Below are 16,369 nucleotides of genomic sequence, written 5' to 3'. Positions count from 1 at the left end.
CCGGACGCGACAGTAGGCGGCAAATCACGTCGGTTTTCGAAACTTGCTAACAGCTAAGCTATAACCTGCACCATTGCGGCTTCTCATATCCAATGCTAGCAAAACCGGAACTGGACCTGGGATGAACACCCGGGAATGGTTCTGAAAAAGAGGTGGCGAGCTGGACATGACTTCCATGAACGCGAACCAGACCTCCACCCTGCCCCGCGACCAGACCCTGATGCTGGCGCGCCTGGTCACCGACGCCTCGCGGGCCTTCGACCGAGATCCCGACGCGGCGCGGGAGCTGATGCACCGCGCCAGCCAACTGCTGGAGGCCGAGGTCCAGCGCCTGACCCGCGACCAGCAGACCGGCAAGCTGGCGCCCTGGCAGGTGCGCACGGCGACCGACTTCATCGACAGCAACGGCGACCGCAACCTGCAGGTCCGCGACGTGGCCGCGGCGGTCCGCCTGAGCCCCAGCTACTTCTCCCACGCCTTCAAGGAGAGCTTCGGCCAGTCGGCCAAGAGCTACATCATCGAGCGGCGCATCACCCGGGCCAAGCAGCTGATGCTGACCACGCACGACAGCCTGGCCCAGATCGCCCTGGCCTGCGGCTTCTCGGACCAGGCCCATTTCTGCCGGTCGTTCGGCGGACTGGTGGGCCAGCCGCCCAGCCGTTGGCGCCGCAGCCGCCAGGAGCGTCCGACGGACGTGGCCGCCCTGGCGGCCTGAAGACCCGGTCGGCCACAGCCTCTTCGCCCTCGCCTCTTGTCCACGCCGCGCCACGCCCCAGATTTGAGTCTCCTAGAGGAGATCGACTTGTCTTCACCGTTCCAGGGGCATGAGGTCGAAGCGCGGCTGCGGCCCGCCGCGAGCGCCTACGCCTTCGACCTTGATCACGCCCTGTCCAGCGTCGTCGCCCTGGAGTCCAAGGTCCCGGCCGACGCCTTCACCGCGCGCATCCTGGGAACCGAGCGGCTGGGGAACGGTGTGGTGATCAGCGAAGGCGGCCTGGTGCTGACCATGGCCTATCTGATCACCGAGGCCAGCGAGGTGGTCCTGACCCTCAACGACGGCCGGCGCGTCCACGCCCACGTGCTGGGCTTCGACGGCCAGACGGGACTGGGCCTGGTCCAGGCGCTGGAACCGCTGGGCCTGCCGGCGATGCGGCTGGGCACCTCGAAGGTGCTGGAGCCGGGCAGCCCGGTGATCATCGCCGGGGCCGGTGGACGCGCGCACGCCGCCGCCGGCCGCGCGCTGACCCGCATGCCCTTCGCCGGCTACTGGGAATACCTGCTGGACGAGGCGATCATCACCGAGCCCGCCCACCCGCACTGGAGCGGCGCGGCCCTGATCGGCCCCAAGGGCGAACTGGTCGGCGTCGGCTCGCTCAGCCTGTCGGGGCAGTCGCGCGACGGCGAGGCCAAGCCGATGAACATGTTCGTGCCCGCCGAACTGCTGCCGCCCATCCTGGACGACCTGGCGCGCGGCAAGCCCGCCCATCCGCCCCGCCCCTGGCTGGGCGTCTTCGCCCAGGAGACCGAATCCCAGGTCATCCTGGTCGGCGTGTCGCCGGGCAGCCCGGCCGCGCGCGCCGAGCTGCGGGCCGGCGACCTGATCCTGGCCGTCGATGGCGACGAGGTCTCGGACCTGACCGAGTTCTACACCGCCCTCTGGKACCAGGGCCCGGCCGGGGTGACCATCGCGCTGCGCATCCAGCGCGAACAGGACGTGTTCGAGGTCGAGCTCCGTTCGGTCGACCGCAACGCCCTGCTGAAGAAACCCCGCCTCAACTAGCGCGGCCGGCTTCGGGAGGCCGCTCCCGATCCCCCAGGATAACGCCTTCGCCTGACCGGCGTCGTCGCCCAGACGACGTCCGCCGACGCACGTCCGTGCAACCGCACAGACCCACGCTCGCGATTGTTGAATGTTATGGCTTGTACGACAAATCGCGCCGGTTTAATAAAACAAGTTAATTAAAGTGTGTTTCCCGATGCGGGGACGGCGACAGACCGCCCAACCCCGCGTCGAGGCCAAAAGACACCGGCGAGCACAGCCCAAGAGGGCGTGCTGATTTGGGAGAGGGAACGTGAACAAGAAGAAGATGTTGCTGGTCTCGACCGCGACGATGGTCTGGGCGACCGGCCTGCTCGTGGCGTCGGCGCAGGCCCAGACCAGCGGGGGCGCGACCAAGGATTCGCCCGACGAGATTTCCGAAGTCGTCGTCGTGGGCCAGCGCAAGGCCCTCCAGACGGCGCAGGACCTGAAGAAGAATTCCGAACAGATCGTCGACTCGATCACCGCCGTGGACATCGGCGGCCTGCCCGACCGCTCGGTCACCGAGGCGCTGCAGCGCATCCCCGGCGTGACCATCGGCCGGACCAACCAGCCCCGCGACGTCGACCGCCTGAACGCCGAAGGCTCGGGCATCCAGATCCGCGGCCTGACCTGGGTCCGCTCCGAGCTGAACGGCCGCGACGCCTTCTCGGCGCGCGGCGGCCGGGCCATCTCGTGGGAGGACGTGACCCCCGAACTGTTCTCAGGCGTGGACGTCTACAAGAACCCGTCGGCCGACATCGTCGAGGGCGGGCTGGGCGGCACGGTGAACCTGCGCACGCGCATGCCGTTCGACAGCAGCAAGCGCCAGCTGGCCTTCTCGGCCGACTACACGCGCGGCGACCTGCGCAAGGAAGGCACGCCGTCGGGCAGCCTGCTCTACAGCGACCGCTTCGACACGCCCGACGGCGGCGAGTTCGGCGTGCTGCTGAGCGTGTCCAAGTCCAAGCTGAAGACCGCGGTCAACACCGTCGCCGTCGACCCGTACGACGCCCACGGCGTCGGGGTGCAATCGTCGTATGACGGCGGCGGCACGTTCAACTTCAACGGCGACAACTCGATCGCGGGCCAGCCGCTGTCGCGCGTGTTCGTGCCGGTCGGCGTMCAGTACCGCAACAACCTGCAGGACCGCGAGCGCGAGGGCTACAATCTGGCCTTCCAGTATCGGCCCAACGACAACCTCGAAGTCTACCTGACCCTCTTCCGCACCGAGGCCAAGCAGACCTTCCAGGACCGTTTCGCCCAGACCTCGGCCTGCTGCTCGGCGACCAACAACCAGTCGTTCGTGGTGGGCCCGGCCGCCGGGACCGCGTTCACCTATGACGCCGACGGCAACTTCCTGAAGGGCCAGCTGGTCGACGGCGGCGGCGGCGGCAACGGCGTGTCCAACTCGTTCCTGCTGAACCTGGGCACCCGCTACGGCGTGGTCGAGGACAACACCAACGACATCTCGACCGGCTTCAGCTGGCGCAACGACCGGTTCCTGGTGACCGGCGACCTGCAGTACATCTACTCGCACCGCGAGGGCACAGACCTGACGGTGTACAACACCGTCACCCTGCCCGGCGGCTTCGGCCTGGACCTGACCGGCAAGCTGCCGAAGATCACGATGGCCAACGCCACCAGCACGCCGTCGCTGTTCAACCTCTACGCCGCGATGGACCACATCGACGACAACGACGCCCGGGAATACGCGGGCAAGTTCGACGTCACCTACAGCTTCGACGACGACTCCTTCATCAAGGACGTCAAGGTCGGGGTCCGCGCCACGTCGCGCGACGCCACCTCGCGCGACGCCGGCTACAACTGGAACCTGATCTCGGCGCCGTGGGCCACGCGGGTCACCGCGACGGCCGACAAGTACACCCAGCACCAGGACAAGGTGGCCTTCGACAACTTCTTCAAGGGCGACCTGTCGGTCCCGGGCCTGATCCTGCCGGCCTTCGATCTCGCGAAGAGCCCGACCGAGCTCTACAAGTACCTGAACGAGGTGGTCTGGAACGGGCCGATCCCCGGCGGCGGCCCGGCCTATAACGACGGCGAGTACGGCTACTACCCGCCGGGCGGCCCCAACGGCACGATCCCGTCATGGTCGCCGGCCGGAGGGACCTACAGCCCGTTCAAGCAGGGCACCATGATGAGCTACATGCCCATCTGGGCCGCGCCGACCGGCAGCATCAGCTACTGGCGCCCGCTGGGCGACGTGAACAGCGCCTTCGCCAATTCCGGCGGCCGCGGCGTCAACCGCCAGTGGGAAGACACCTTCGCGCTCTACGGCAAGGTCCGCTTCGGCAGCGACCTCGACGCCAGTTGGGGCGGCGAGCAGATGAGCTGGGACGGCAACTTCGGCCTGCGCGTGGTCAAGTCCAAGGTCGAGGGCCACGGCTACGGTTCGGTCGGCTATATCGACCCGGCCCAGAAGCGGTTCGCCTCGTCCACGGCGGCGGCCAAGATCGACTTCGCCGACGGCCAGCCCTTCACCTCGGTGGGCGGCAGCGAATACACCGACGTCCTGCCCAGCCTGAACCTGCGCCTGAAGGCCAAGCCCAACGTCTTCCTGCGGTTCGCCGCGTCGAAGAACATCGTCCGGCCCGACTTCTACCAGCTGGACCCGTCGGTCAACATGTCGGCCACGCTGCAGTCGCGCAACGCCACCGCGGCGGACAACATCATCAACCCGGTCACGGGCGCGCCCTACACCCAGGCCCAGCTGGACACCGCGGCGGCCGGCGGCTCGCCCGTGCAGTACCACACGGACGTCGCCTTCGGCTTCTATTCGGGCAATCCGAACCTGAAGCCGATGCGCGCCAACTCGTACGACATCTCGGGCGAATGGTACTTCCAGGGCGGCATGGTGTCGGTCGGCGCCTTCCGGAAGGACGTCTACGACTACATCCAGTCGTCCCAGACCCTGATGACCATCACCAAGGACAACGGGGAGTCGGTCCAGGCCGTCGGGACCGTGCCCCAGAACATGGGTCACGGCAAAATCTCCGGCGTGGAGATGCAGTACCAGCAGTTCTACGACTTCCTGCCGGGGCCGCTGGCCGGCCTGGGCACGGAGCTGAACGCGACGATCCTGGACAGCAAGGGCACGCAGAACGCGTCCAGCAGCGTGACCGACTCCTCGCAGATCATCGCCTCGAAGCTGGACCTGCCGCTGGAGCAGCTGTCGCGCTACACCTACAACGCGACCCTGCTCTACAGTAAGTACGGCATCGACGCCCGCCTGGCCTACAACTGGCGCTCGCGCTACCTGATGGCGGCCTCGGCCTCGAACCTGATGGTGCCGGTCTATGCCGACGACTACGGCCAGCTGGACGGTTCGCTGCTGTATTCGGTGACCCCACGGATCAAGGTGGGCGTCCAGGGCGTGAACCTGCTCAACGCCAAGACCGAGCTGGAGATGGACCAGCGGGACTCCTGGTACCTGGGCACGCAGGGCAACTTCTCGAAGTCCCTGGTCGCCAAGCACAGCTGGTCGGTGAGCGATCGACGTCTGTCGTTCATCATCCGCGGGACTTTCTAGTCCCGACCTGATTTCCTGCACTCCAAGCGCCCCGCCGGCTTCGCGCCGGCGGGTTCTTTTTGAGAACAAGACCGGACAGACGGCATGGGAAACCCAGGGAAGATCTCGCACCTCGTGATCGTCGGCGGCGGCACCGCCGGATGGATGTCGGCCGCCTTCTTCTCCAAGGTCTTCACGCCCCAGCAGATGAAGATCACCCTGGTGGAGTCGGCCGAGATCGGCACGGTGGGCGTCGGCGAGGCGACCATCCCGCCGATCACCTTCTTCAACGAGGTCGTGGGCGTCGACGAGGGCCGGATGCTGGCCGCCACCGAAGGCTCCTTCAAGCTGGGGATCGAGTTCGTCGGCTGGGGCGACCCGGCCGGGCGCTACATGCACCCCTTCGGCAACTACGGCACGCCCATGGACGGCGTCTCGTTCCACGCCTACTGGCTGCGCGCGCGCAAGCACGGCTACAAGGCCGAGCTCCACGAATTCTCGCTCAGCGACCTGGCGGCCAAGGCCGGCAAGTTCGACTGGCGTTCGGAAGACCCCCGCGATCCCCGCGCGGCCATGGCCCACGCCTACCACTTCGACGCCTCGCTCTACGCCAAGCTGCTGCGCGAGGTCGCCGAGGCGCGCGGCGTGCGGCGGCTGGAGCGGACCATCCGGGGCGTGAACCTGGACCCGCTGGACGGCACGATCGCCTCCCTCGCCCTCGACGACGGCGAGACCCTGGCCGGTGACTTTTTCATCGACTGCTCGGGCTTCCGGGCCCTGCTGATCGGCGGCGCGCTGGGCGTGGGCTACGACGACTGGTCGAACTACCTGCCGGCCGACCGCGCCGTGGCCGTGCCGTCGGCGCGATACGAGGACCCCATCCCCTACACCCGCGCCATCGCCGACAAGGCCGGCTGGCGCTGGCGCATCCCCCTGCGGCACCGGACCGGCAACGGCTATGTCTATGTCAGCGACCACATCGGCGACGACGCGGCGGCCGATGTCCTGCTGGCCAGCCTGGCGCGCGAGCATCCCGACAACAAGGCCCTGGCCGACCCGCGCTTCCTGCGGTTCGCCACCGGCCGGCGCAAGACGTCGCGCTTCAAGAACTGCGCCGCCATCGGCCTGTCCAGCGGCTTCCTGGAGCCCCTGGAGTCGACCTCGATCCACCTGATCCAGCACGGCCTGATCAAGCTGGCCGGCAGCTTCCCCCTGGCCAAGGACGATCCGGCCGCCGCCGGGATCTACAACCGGATCATGGGCGAGGAGATGGAGCAGATCCGGGATTTCCTGATCTACCACTACCACGCCAACGGCCGGGTCGGCGAACCGCTGTGGGACCGGCTGCGCCACATGGCCATACCGGACTCACTGCGGGAGAAGATGGAGCTGTTCCGCACCCGCGGCGCGACGATCTTCCCCAACCAGACCATCTTCCAGGAGCCGAACTGGCTGGCGATCATGATCGGCCAGGGCGGGACGCCCGAGGCCTACGACCCCCTGGCCGACCTGATGGACGAACGGCTGGTGGCCGAGCGCCTGCACCATCTGCGCGTCGCCTGCCGCCAGGCCGTCGACCGCATGCCGACCCACGCCTTCGTGCTCCAGCGCTTCGCCGTCGACAGCCGAAAAGGAAAAGTCGATGCCTCGGTCGCGTGAACGCGGCGCCGCCCTGCTGGCGGCCGTCGCCCTGGTCCTGGCCTCCTTGTCGGCCGCCCTGGCGGCCGACAAGGAGCCGCTACCCCGCGTGGCCAACGGCCTGGCCAAGACGCCGCCGATGGGCTGGAACAGCTGGAACCGGTTCGCCTGCAACATCGACGAGCAGACCGTTCGCCGCATGGCCGACGCCATGGCCTCGAACGGCATGAAGGAGGCCGGCTACGAATACGTCGTGATCGACGACTGCTGGCACGGCCCGCGGGACGCCGGCGGCTTCATCACCTATGACGCCAAGCGCTTCCCGAGCGGCATCAAGGCCCTGTCCGACTACGTCCATTCCAAGGGATTGAAGTTCGGCATCTATTCGGACGCCGGCCGGCTGACCTGCGGCGGCCGCCCGGGCAGCCAGGGCCACGAGTTCCAGGACGCCAAGACCTATGCCGACTGGGGCGTGGACTACCTCAAATACGACTGGTGCTCGACGGGGACCCGCAACGCCGAGGAGGCCTACACCCTGATGGCCGACGCCCTGCGCGAGACCGGCCGCGACATCGTCTTCTCCATGTGCGAGTGGGGCACGGCCAAGCCCTGGCTATGGGCCTCGAAGGTCGGCAACCTCTGGCGCACGACCGGTGACATCACCGACAAGTGGGATGGCAAACACGACTACGCGCTCGGCGTCCTGCCCATCGTMGATTTCAACGAACCCCTGGCCCCGTTCGCCGGCCCCGGCCACTGGAACGACCCGGACATGCTGGAAGTCGGCAAGGCGGCCTGACCACCACCGAATACCGGTCGCATTTCAGCCTGTGGGCGCTGATGGCCGCCCCGCTGATCGCCGGCAACGACATCGCGAACATGGACGAGGCCACGCGCGCCATCCTCCTGAACAAGGCAGTGATCGCGGTGAACCAGGACCCTCTCGGCGTCCAGGGCCGCCGCGTGCGCGACGACGGCGACCTGGAGGTCTGGTCCAAGCCGCTGGCGGACGGCGGGCGCGCGGTGATCCTGTTCAATCGCGGCGCCGACACGCGATCGATCGCCGTGGACTGGACCGAGCTCGGCTATCCCGCCAGCCTGAAGGCGGAGGTCCGCGATCTCTGGACCCACGAAACCCTCGGCAAGATGAAGGGGCGCTTCGCCGCGCCGGTCGCCTCGCACGGCGTCGTCATGGTCAGGATCACGCCCTAGCGCCCCTCTCGGCCGCCGAGCGGCGTCTGGATCATCGGGAAGGAAGGTGGAGGCCCGGCCCGGAATCGAACCGGGGTGCACGGATTTGCAATCCGCTGCGTCACCACTCCGCCACCGGGCCATCCGGGTCGACACAAGAAGCGTCGGCGAAGAGGTCGGTTCGAATACAGGAGCCCGTCGGCCTAGGCAATGGCCATGATGGCCGGGTTCAACAGGTCTTTTCCAGCAGCAGCGCCTTGGTCAGGAACGCCTGGTCGCTTCCGGCCACGCTCAGCCCCGCCGCGCCGAACAGGGCCGGCAGGTCGGTCTCGGCGTAGGTCGAATAGTAGGGCTCGTGGAAATAGGCCGGAAAGGCCTCCAGCAGGCGCGACAGGTCCGGCTCGTCGGCCGGTTGCACCGAATCGGCGAAGGCCAGCACGCCGCCGGGCTTGAGCACCCGGGCGATCTCGGCGGCCACCACGGGGCGCACCCGGGGCGGCAGCTCATGGAACAGGTAGACGCAGGTCACGGCGTCCAGGCTGGCGTCGGCGAACGGCAGGGCCTCGGCGTTGGCCTGCACCCCGCCCCGGCCCGACCGGCTGCGCGCGGCGGCCAGATAGGCCCGCGACAGGTCCAGGCCGGCGATGGCGGCGCGCGGGAAGGCGGCGCTGAGGTCGCTGAGGAACGCCCCCGAGCCGCAGGCCAGGTCGACCAGCTTCAGGCCCCGCTGGTCCTTGCCGCGCCAGTGGCGGGCCAGCAGGGACAGGGCGCGCCGGCGCATGGCCCCTGCCGCGCCCGAGAACAGCGCCTCGACCTGGGCCTCATAGCGCCGGGCGCTGGCGTCGGTGAACCAGCCGCCGGACTGGAAGTGGAAATTCTGCCGGTAGTAGTTCGGATAACCTTCGCTCTCCGGTTCGTCGCGCACCTCCACCCCGTCGCCCCGGCGGCGACGCTGGTCGACGGCGCGGGCGTCGGCGATGACGTCCAGGGCCTGGCGGAAGGCCTCGGCCGGCGCGCCCGATCCGCCCTCGACCGGCGGATAGAGACCGGCGGCCACGTCGGCGGCGTCCTTGTCGAAGGCGGTCAGATAGGCCTTGCGCAGCCGGGCGGTCGAGACGGGCGGCCCGCTGGGCTGGAACTTGACCTTGGACTCCCCCTTGGTCGGCTGGGCCAGGGCGCGGGTGACGCCGCCGGCGGCGGTCCACCAGGCCGCCTTGACCGCCGCCTTGGCGCGCTGGCTGGCGCCGTCCAGGGCGAAGGCGCCGCGGCTCTTGGGAACGCCTTCCCGGGGTTCGCCCGCCTTGCCGGATCGTTCGTCCAATGGGCCTCTCCCAGATGGTCGCTCCGGACGGCCGAAACCGCCCTAGCGCGAGAACACCCCCACCAGCTCAATATGCGGCGACCACAGGAACTGGTCCACCGGCAAGACCCGCTCCAGGCGGAAGCCGGCCTCGACCAGGATCTTGGCGTCGCGGGCGAAGGTGGCGGGGTTGCACGACACGCCGACCACGCGGGCAACCTTGGACTTGGCGATCTCGACGTGCTGCTCGAAGGCCCCGGCGCGGGGCGGGTCCAGCACGGCCACGTCGACCTTGTTCAGCTCGGTGGACAGCACCGGCCGGCGGGTCAGGTCGCGCGCCTCGGCGGTGATTGCCTTCAGCCCCGTCGCCGTGCCCAGCGCGCCCTTCAGGGCGGCGATGGCGGGCGCGGAACTGTCGGCGGCGTAGACGCCGGCGATCTCGGCCAGGCGGAAGGTGAAGGTGCCCACGCCGCTGAACAGATCGACGACCTTGGACGCGCCCTGGGCCGCCTCTACCGCGAAATCGACCATGGCCTTCTCGGCCTTGGGCACGGCCTGCAGGAAGCTGCCGGCCGGCAGGGAGACGATGGCGGGACCCAGCTTCACCATCGGCTGGCGGGCCATGTAGATCATCTCGCCGGCCATGGTGACCCGGGCGAAGTCGTTCTCGCCGGCGATCATCGCCGCGCGCACCCGCGCGTCGGCCGACAGGCCGCCGCTCTTGGCCTCCACGCCGGTGACATCGATGTCCAGGCCCGTGGCGGTCAGGGTGACGTGCAGGGTCGGCGCCGACTTGGGATGCTCCAGGAACGGCGCGGCCAGGCGGGCCAGGGCCGGGAAGGCCGCGACCAGCTTGGGATGGGTCACCGGGCACTGCTCGATGCGGACCAGGTTCCAGGAGCGGCGCTCCTTGAAGCCCAGCCGCGCCCCGCCCTTCCCGCCCCGGGCGTGCAGGGCCACGCGGCGGCGCGAGGCCGGCGGCGACGCGAAGGTCGGCAGGATCTCGGTCTCCAGCCCCTCGCGGGCCAGCTGGAACCGCACCTGGTCGCGCTTCCATTCCAGATAGGGCGCGGCGTCCCAGTGCTGGAAGGCGCAGCCGCCGCAGACGCCGAAATGCGGGCACGGCGGGGTCACGCGCTCGGGGCTGGGCTCCAGCACCTCGACCAGTTCGCCGCGGGCGCCGGCCATGTCGGCGGTGATCAGTTCGCCGGGCAGGGTCAGGGGGACGAAAGAGCCCTCGGCGATGCCGTCGCCCTGGGCGCCGACCGCCTGAATCCTCAGTTCACGCATAGAAAGTCCAATTCGTGGGGCGGAACCTTCACCGGGCCCGGCCATTCAGGTCATGATTTCGGGGACGCGGACGCCCGCCATGTCCGCGCCACGATCGACGCCGACAAGCTTTCGAACGCTCAATAGCGCATTCGAAGCGAATGCGCGTGAACGAAGATGAACGGGTCGCTCAACAGCCGTTCATCAAGGACTTGGCACTTTACGTCGGAAAGGCGGGTCCCAGCATCGGCGCGGACTCGGTCGGAGGAGTTTTCAAGATGTTCAAGACCGTTATCGGCGTCGCCGCCGCGGCCGCCCTGGTCGGCGCGCTGGCCCCGACGATGGCCTCGGCCCAGGCCTACGGCGCCTATGGTTCCGGGTCTGCCTATGGCTCCGGCGGCGCCTACGGCTCCAGCCGCGCCTATGCCGGCGGCGGCAACTACGACAGCAACGGCTATTACTACGATCCCTGCCGCCGCAGCACGACGCAGCGCGGCACCGGCGGCGGCTTGGCCGGCGCCGGCATCGGCGCGGCGATCGGCAGCGGCGTGGCCGCCAAGGGCGCCCGCACCGAAGGCGCCGTTCTGGGCGGCCTGCTGGGCGCCATCGCCGGCTCGGCCATCGGCCGCAACTCGGYCGCCTGCAGCCCCGGCGCCAACCCGCCGCCGCCCCCTCCCCCGACCTACAGCCAGGGCGCCTACAACAGCTACGACCAGGGCTATGACGAGCGCTACGGCGGCGGTCGCTACGAAGACAGCCGTTACGGCGACCGTCGTGACGACTACGGCCCCGAGGCCCAGCGCGCCTACGGCGTGACCGACAGCAAGTMGGACGCCAACGGCTGCACCCTGGCCGAAAGCCCGATCTACCTGCCCGACGGCCGCACCCAGAAGCGCTTCGTCCGCGTCTGCCCGGACGCCTCGGGCCGCTACCAGGTCGTCGACTAACCGACCGGATTTCTCATTCGATCATCTTGAGGCCGTTCACCGAAAGGTGACGGCCTTTTCTTTGCGCCTTCAAAATCCGCTCATCCCGGCGAATGCCGGGATGAGCGGTTAAAAAATCTAGCCCTTCACCGCCCACAGCAGGTGCTCCACCTGCCCGTCGCCGCCGGTGATCGGGCTGGGCGCCACGGCCTTGACCGTCCAGCCCGACGCCTCGACGAACGCCCGGACCTGGGCGATGCAGTCGGCGATGACCGCGGGGTCCTTGACCAGTCCGCCCTTGCCCACCCGATCGCGGCCGGCCTCGAACTGCGGCTTGATCAGGGTCACCAGGTCCGCGCCCACGGCGGCCAGGTCGAGGGCCACGGGCAGGCACTTCTCCACCGAGATGAAGCTGACGTCGCTGACCACAAGGTCCGGCGTTTCGTCCAGCTGGCCCTCGTCCAGCACGCGGGCGTCGACGCCCGACAGGTCGACCACGCGCGGGTCGGCGGCGATCCTCGGATGCAGCTGATCACGGCCGACGTCGACGGCGTAGACCTTGGCCGCGCCCTTCGACAGCAGCACCTCGGTGAAGCCGCCGGTCGAGGCCCCGACGTCCAGAGCGATCTTGCCCGCCACCGCGATCGGCCAAAGGTCCAGGGCGTGGGCCAGCTTCAGGGCGCCTCGGCCAACCCAGGGGAAGGCGGCGACGCCTTCCAGGACGGCGGTCTCCTCGATCTCCTGCGAGGGCTTGGTCACGACCTTGCCGTCGGCCTTGACGGCCCCGGCCTCGATGGCGGCGCGGGCCTTGGCCCGGCTGTCGAACAGGCCGGTCTCGACCAGCAGGATGTCGGCGCGTTTGCGTGTCATCCGGGGGCTGTAGCACGACTTGCGGAGCGGACGCCCTTGGGTTCACAGTGATCACTGATCACCGACGCACCCTAGACGTCGGGACAGGGAACCCAAAAAGGGGGAAACGCATGATGTCCAGACGCGAAGGCCTGGTGGCCGGCGCCGCCACGATCGCCGCCGCCGCCGCATCCGAGGCCGCGGCCAAGCCCGCCGCCCCCGCGCCTTGGGCGCCCGACGCCGTCGAGATCGCCGGCCGCATCCGCCGCAAGGAGGTCAGCGCCCTGGAGGTGACCGAGAAGGCCGTGCGCGACGCCGAGGCGCTGAACCCCAAGCTGGGCTTCCTGGTCACCCCCGATTTCGATCGCGCCATCGACAAGGCCAAGCGGCTGGACGCGGGAACGACCCCGTCGGCCGGTCCGTTCGCGGGCGTGCCGTTCCTGGTCAAGGACCTGGACGACTATGTGGGCCTGCCCACCTTCAGCGGCTCGCGCGCCATGCTGCGCAACCCGCCGGCCAGGACCCAGCCGGCCTACATCGACTGTTTCGACAAGGCCGGACTGATCGTCATCGGCAAGTCGTCGACGCCGGAATATGGCTTCCTGCCCACCACCGAGCCGGAGGGCTTCCCGCCGACCCGCAATCCCTGGAACCCGGAACGGTCCAGCGGCGGATCGTCCGGCGGCGCGGCCGTGGCGACGGCGGCCGGGGTCACGCCCTTCGCCCACGCCAGCGACGGCGGCGGCTCGATCCGCATCCCCTCGTCCAACTGCGGCCTGTTCGGGCTGAAGGTCTCGCGCGGCCGCCAGGTCCCCGGCCGTGAGCCCATGCGCGGCGTCGACCTGTCGGTCGCCCACTGCGTCAGCCGCAGCGTCCGCGACAGCGCCACMCTGCTGGCCGCGACCGAGCGCCACGGCCCCGACCAGGTGTTCCCGCCGGTCGGCCTGGTGACCGGCCCCGGCAAACGCCGGCTCCGCGTCGGCCTCGTCGTCCCGACCATGCTGGGCGCCGAGCCGCATCCGGAAGTCCGCCGGGCGACTGAAGACGCCGGCAAGCTGATGCAGTCGCTGGGTCACACGGTCGAGCCGACGGCGTGGCCGGTCGAGGGTCCTGGCTTCGCCCAGGACTTCCTGGCGCTGTGGGCCAGCGGCGCGGCCGAACTGGTCGACGCGGTGGCCAAGGCCATCGGCCGCCAGCCCGACGACAGCCTGCTGGAGCCCTTCACCCTGGCCATGGCCGAACTGGTCAAGCAGATGCCGGCCGGCGGGCTGCAGAAGGCCGTGGCCCATCTCCAGGCGGCGGGCCAGGCCTACGACCGCTGGTTCGAGCACCAGGACGTGGTGATCTCGCCGGTCCTGGGGTCGCCGCCCGTGCCGCTGGGCTGGGTCTCCGGGACGGTCGACATCCCGCACCTGACCGAGCGCCTGAACGCCTATGTGGGCTACACCACCCTGCACAACGTGGCCGGGGCGGCGTCGATGAGCGTGCCGCTGCACTGGACACCGGACGGCCTGCCGGTGGGCGTCCAGTTCGCCGCCCGCGCGGGCGCCGAGCGGACGCTGCTGGAGCTGGCCTACGAGCTGGAGGCGGCCCAGCCCTGGGCGGGGCGCAAGCCGGTGGTGAGCGTCTGACCTCCAAGATCCTCCCCCTGTGGGGGAGGTATCGCCCGTAGGGCGACGGAGGGGGGAGTTTGCCGAGGTGGGTCTGCTCCCCCCACCGGCGCCTACGCGCCGCCTCCCCCACAGGGGGAGGTTCTAAAGGGCGTTCGCCTACCCCTCGACGAACACCTTCTTCAGCTCGTTCTTCATGATCTTGCCGTTGGCGTTGCGCGGCAAGGTCTCKGGCCAGAACACCACCTTCACCGGCACCTTGAAGGCCGCCAGGCGATCGGCGACGAAGGCGCGCAGTTCGGCCTCGTCGGCGTGGGCGCCGGGCTTGAGGGTCACGACGGCCGCCGGCTCCTCGCCCAGGGTCTTGTGGGGGATGCCGACCAGGGCGGCGTCCATCACCGCCGGGTGGTCGTACAGGACGTTCTCGACCTCGATGCAGTAGATGTTCTCGCCGCCCCGGATCAGCATGTCCTTGGCCCGGTCGATGATGTAGCAGAAGCCCTCGTCGTCCAGCCGCGCCAGGTCGCCGGTGCGCACCCAGCCGTCGATGAAGGTCTGGGCGGTGGCCTCGGGCTTGTTCCAGTAGCCCTTCACCACCTGCGGCCCCTTGCACCACAGCTCGCCGACCTCGCCGATCGGCAGCTCGCGATACGGGGCCTCGACCGTCATGATCTTCAGGTCGGTGACCGGCACGGCCGGGCCGCAGCTGTCGGGACGGTTCTCGTAGTCCTCGGCCGAGTTGCTGGTCGCGGTGGCCGAGGTCTCGGTCATGCCCCAGCCGTTGCCGGGCAGCGACTTGGGCCAGATCTCCTTGATCTTGCGGACCAGTTCCGGGGCCGAAGGCGCGCCGCCGTAGGCCACGGTCTCCAGCGACGACAGGTCGTAGTTGCCGCGGCTGGGATGCTCGATGATCTGCCAGGCGATGGTCGGCACCCCGCCCATCTGGGTCAGCTTCTCGTCCTGGATCAGCTGCATGGCCTTTTCCGGATCCCACTTGCGGATCATGGCCAGCTTGGCGCCGCCGAACAGCGACGGGTTCATCACCGCGAAACAGCCGGTGGCGTGGAAGAACGGCACCGAGATCAGCGAGCCCTTCTGGGGCAGGCTGGGATCGGGCTGGGGCGGCGCCTCGCCGCGGCGCAGGAAGCTGCGGGCGCTGGCGGCGGCGGCGGCGAAGATGTTGCTGTTGACGGCGCGGTGGGTGGCCAGGGCGCCCTTCGGCTTRCCCGTGGTGCCGGAGGTGTAGAAGATCGTCGCGTCGTCCTCGGGGCCCAGGGCCACGGTCGACAGCGGCTTCTCGTCCAGCTTGATCCAGTCGTTGGGGCAGCCGATCACGCTCTCCAGCCGCTTCACGTACGGATGGGCGATCTCCTCCCTGGAGCGGCTGACATAGACGCGCTTGAGGTCGGGGCAGTTGTCGAAGTGCTCGGCCAGGCGCTCGAAGCGTTCGACGTCCATGATCGCCACGGTCGCGCCGCTGTCGGTCAGGCCGTATTCCAGTTCCTGGCCGGTCCACCAGGCGTTCAGCGGGGTCAGGATCGCGCCGATCGACAGGCCCGCATAGAAGGCCACCGGCCATTCGGGCAGGTTGCGCATGATCAGGGCGACGCGGTCGCCCTTCTTGACGCCCGCCGCTTCCAACTCGGCGGCGAACACGGTCACGGCGCGGTAGAAGGCCTCGAAGCTGACCCGCTCGTCCTCGTGGACCAGATAGATCTTCTCGCCGTGCGCGCGGCCCATCACCAGGGTGTCGCGAAGCGTGGGCGGGCAGTTCTTCCAGACCCGGGTCTTCACGCCCCGGATGTCGATCTCCTCCATCTCGCCGGGCGAGCCGGGGGCGGTGATCATGGCGTAGGCCTGCTTCACCGACATGGCGGGCCAGGGGATGGCGGTGGGACTGGGCGCGGCCTGGGTCATTCTACTCTCTCCCGGTGTGTATCGCGCTTCGCTGGACGAGCACGTTTCCCCAGCGACAAAGCACAGCCCGAAGCGGGATGCAAACGTCTGTTCGAACATAAGGGAACATTGATAAGTTAGAGGTCGAGCTTCGCTGTGGAAGGAGTCCGTGACGACGTGGATCGACGTCCTCACGCGGAAAGCCGCTGAGCTTGTGGGGAGGCGCGGAGCGGGCCGGGCTTCGCCCGGAGACCGTGAGGTTTGTGTTTGCGTTTCGGCTTGGCTCGACCGCTCCGCGGAACCGTTCTTCTCAAGGGACGGCGACTGAGGGCCTGTTTCATCCCGGTCGACGTTCCCCCTCGG

12 protein-coding genes and 1 tRNA gene are annotated in these 16,369 nt (G+C 69.1%); 8 read left to right on the top strand and 5 right to left on the bottom strand.

The window, feature by feature from the left end; genetic code table 11:
• Positions 1-166 precede the first annotated feature (166 nt).
• From AC1U89_RS23370 to AC1U89_RS23345, 6 genes are all read left to right on the top strand, one after another.
• Positions 167-715, top strand: a complete 549-nt coding sequence (locus AC1U89_RS23370) for a helix-turn-helix transcriptional regulator (protein ID WP_479902020.1) — start codon at positions 167-169, stop codon at positions 713-715.
• 87 nt (positions 716-802) lie between these two features.
• Positions 803-1,780: a S1C family serine protease gene (locus AC1U89_RS23365; RefSeq protein WP_479902019.1), complete on the top strand. Its 978-nt coding sequence runs from the start codon at positions 803-805 to the stop codon at positions 1,778-1,780.
• Between the two features lie 292 nt (positions 1,781-2,072).
• Positions 2,073-5,348, top strand: coding sequence for a TonB-dependent receptor (locus AC1U89_RS23360; protein WP_479902018.1), 3,276 nt, complete (start codon positions 2,073-2,075; stop codon positions 5,346-5,348).
• Positions 5,349-5,432: 84 nt separating this feature from the next.
• Positions 5,433-6,986, top strand: coding sequence for a tryptophan halogenase family protein (locus AC1U89_RS23355; RefSeq protein ID WP_479902017.1), 1,554 nt, complete (start codon positions 5,433-5,435; stop codon positions 6,984-6,986).
• On the top strand, positions 6,970-7,764 hold the full coding sequence (locus AC1U89_RS23350) for a glycoside hydrolase family 27 protein (protein WP_479902016.1): 795 nt from the start codon (positions 6,970-6,972) through the stop codon (positions 7,762-7,764). Before AC1U89_RS23355 ends, AC1U89_RS23350 begins: the two co-directional genes overlap by 17 nt.
• 41 nt (positions 7,765-7,805) lie before the next feature.
• Positions 7,806-8,177 (top strand): hypothetical protein, encoded by a 372-nt coding sequence (locus AC1U89_RS23345; RefSeq protein ID WP_479902015.1) that lies wholly within the window; start codon positions 7,806-7,808, stop codon positions 8,175-8,177.
• 47 nt (positions 8,178-8,224) lie between these two features.
• On the opposite strand, the gene AC1U89_RS23340 is transcribed toward AC1U89_RS23345, so the two are convergent.
• The 3 genes from AC1U89_RS23340 to AC1U89_RS23330 all read right to left on the bottom strand — a co-directional run bounded on the left by AC1U89_RS23340 (position 8,225) and on the right by AC1U89_RS23330 (position 10,746).
• A tRNA-Cys gene (locus tag AC1U89_RS23340) sits at positions 8,225-8,298 on the bottom strand.
• Positions 8,299-8,385: 87 nt separating this feature from the next.
• The gene (locus tag AC1U89_RS23335; protein WP_479902014.1) at positions 8,386-9,477 is read right to left on the bottom strand and encodes a class I SAM-dependent methyltransferase; all 1,092 of its coding nucleotides are present in this window, start codon (positions 9,475-9,477) and stop codon (positions 8,386-8,388) included.
• A 42-nt stretch (positions 9,478-9,519) separates the two neighbouring features.
• Positions 9,520-10,746, bottom strand: a complete 1,227-nt coding sequence (locus tag AC1U89_RS23330) for a class I SAM-dependent RNA methyltransferase (protein ID WP_479902013.1) — start codon at positions 10,744-10,746, stop codon at positions 9,520-9,522.
• Positions 10,747-11,003: 257 nt separating this feature from the next.
• Between AC1U89_RS23330 and AC1U89_RS23325 the strand changes: the two genes are divergently transcribed.
• Positions 11,004-11,672 (top strand): hypothetical protein, encoded by a 669-nt coding sequence (locus AC1U89_RS23325; RefSeq protein ID WP_479902012.1) that lies wholly within the window; start codon positions 11,004-11,006, stop codon positions 11,670-11,672.
• Positions 11,673-11,789: 117 nt separating this feature from the next.
• Here the strand turns inward: AC1U89_RS23325 and AC1U89_RS23320 are convergent, their stop codons facing one another.
• Positions 11,790-12,521, bottom strand: a complete 732-nt coding sequence (locus AC1U89_RS23320; protein ID WP_479902011.1) for a TlyA family RNA methyltransferase — start codon at positions 12,519-12,521, stop codon at positions 11,790-11,792.
• Between the two features lie 110 nt (positions 12,522-12,631).
• Between AC1U89_RS23320 and AC1U89_RS23315 the strand changes: the two genes are divergently transcribed.
• Positions 12,632-14,131 carry an amidase gene (locus AC1U89_RS23315; RefSeq protein WP_479902010.1) on the top strand — a complete coding sequence of 500 codons (1,500 nt, stop codon included), beginning with the start codon at positions 12,632-12,634 and terminating at the stop codon, positions 14,129-14,131.
• 138 nt (positions 14,132-14,269) lie between these two features.
• Here the strand turns inward: AC1U89_RS23315 and AC1U89_RS23310 are convergent, their stop codons facing one another.
• The gene (locus AC1U89_RS23310) at positions 14,270-16,027 is read right to left on the bottom strand and encodes a class I adenylate-forming enzyme family protein (protein ID WP_479902009.1); all 1,758 of its coding nucleotides are present in this window, start codon (positions 16,025-16,027) and stop codon (positions 14,270-14,272) included.
• Between the last annotated feature and the right edge of the window lie 342 nt (positions 16,028-16,369).

Source organism: Caulobacter sp. 05T431 (genome assembly GCF_056665975.1).
The sequence above is the reverse complement of the archived record's forward strand: the minus strand, read 5'-3'. Positions and strand labels throughout refer to the sequence as shown.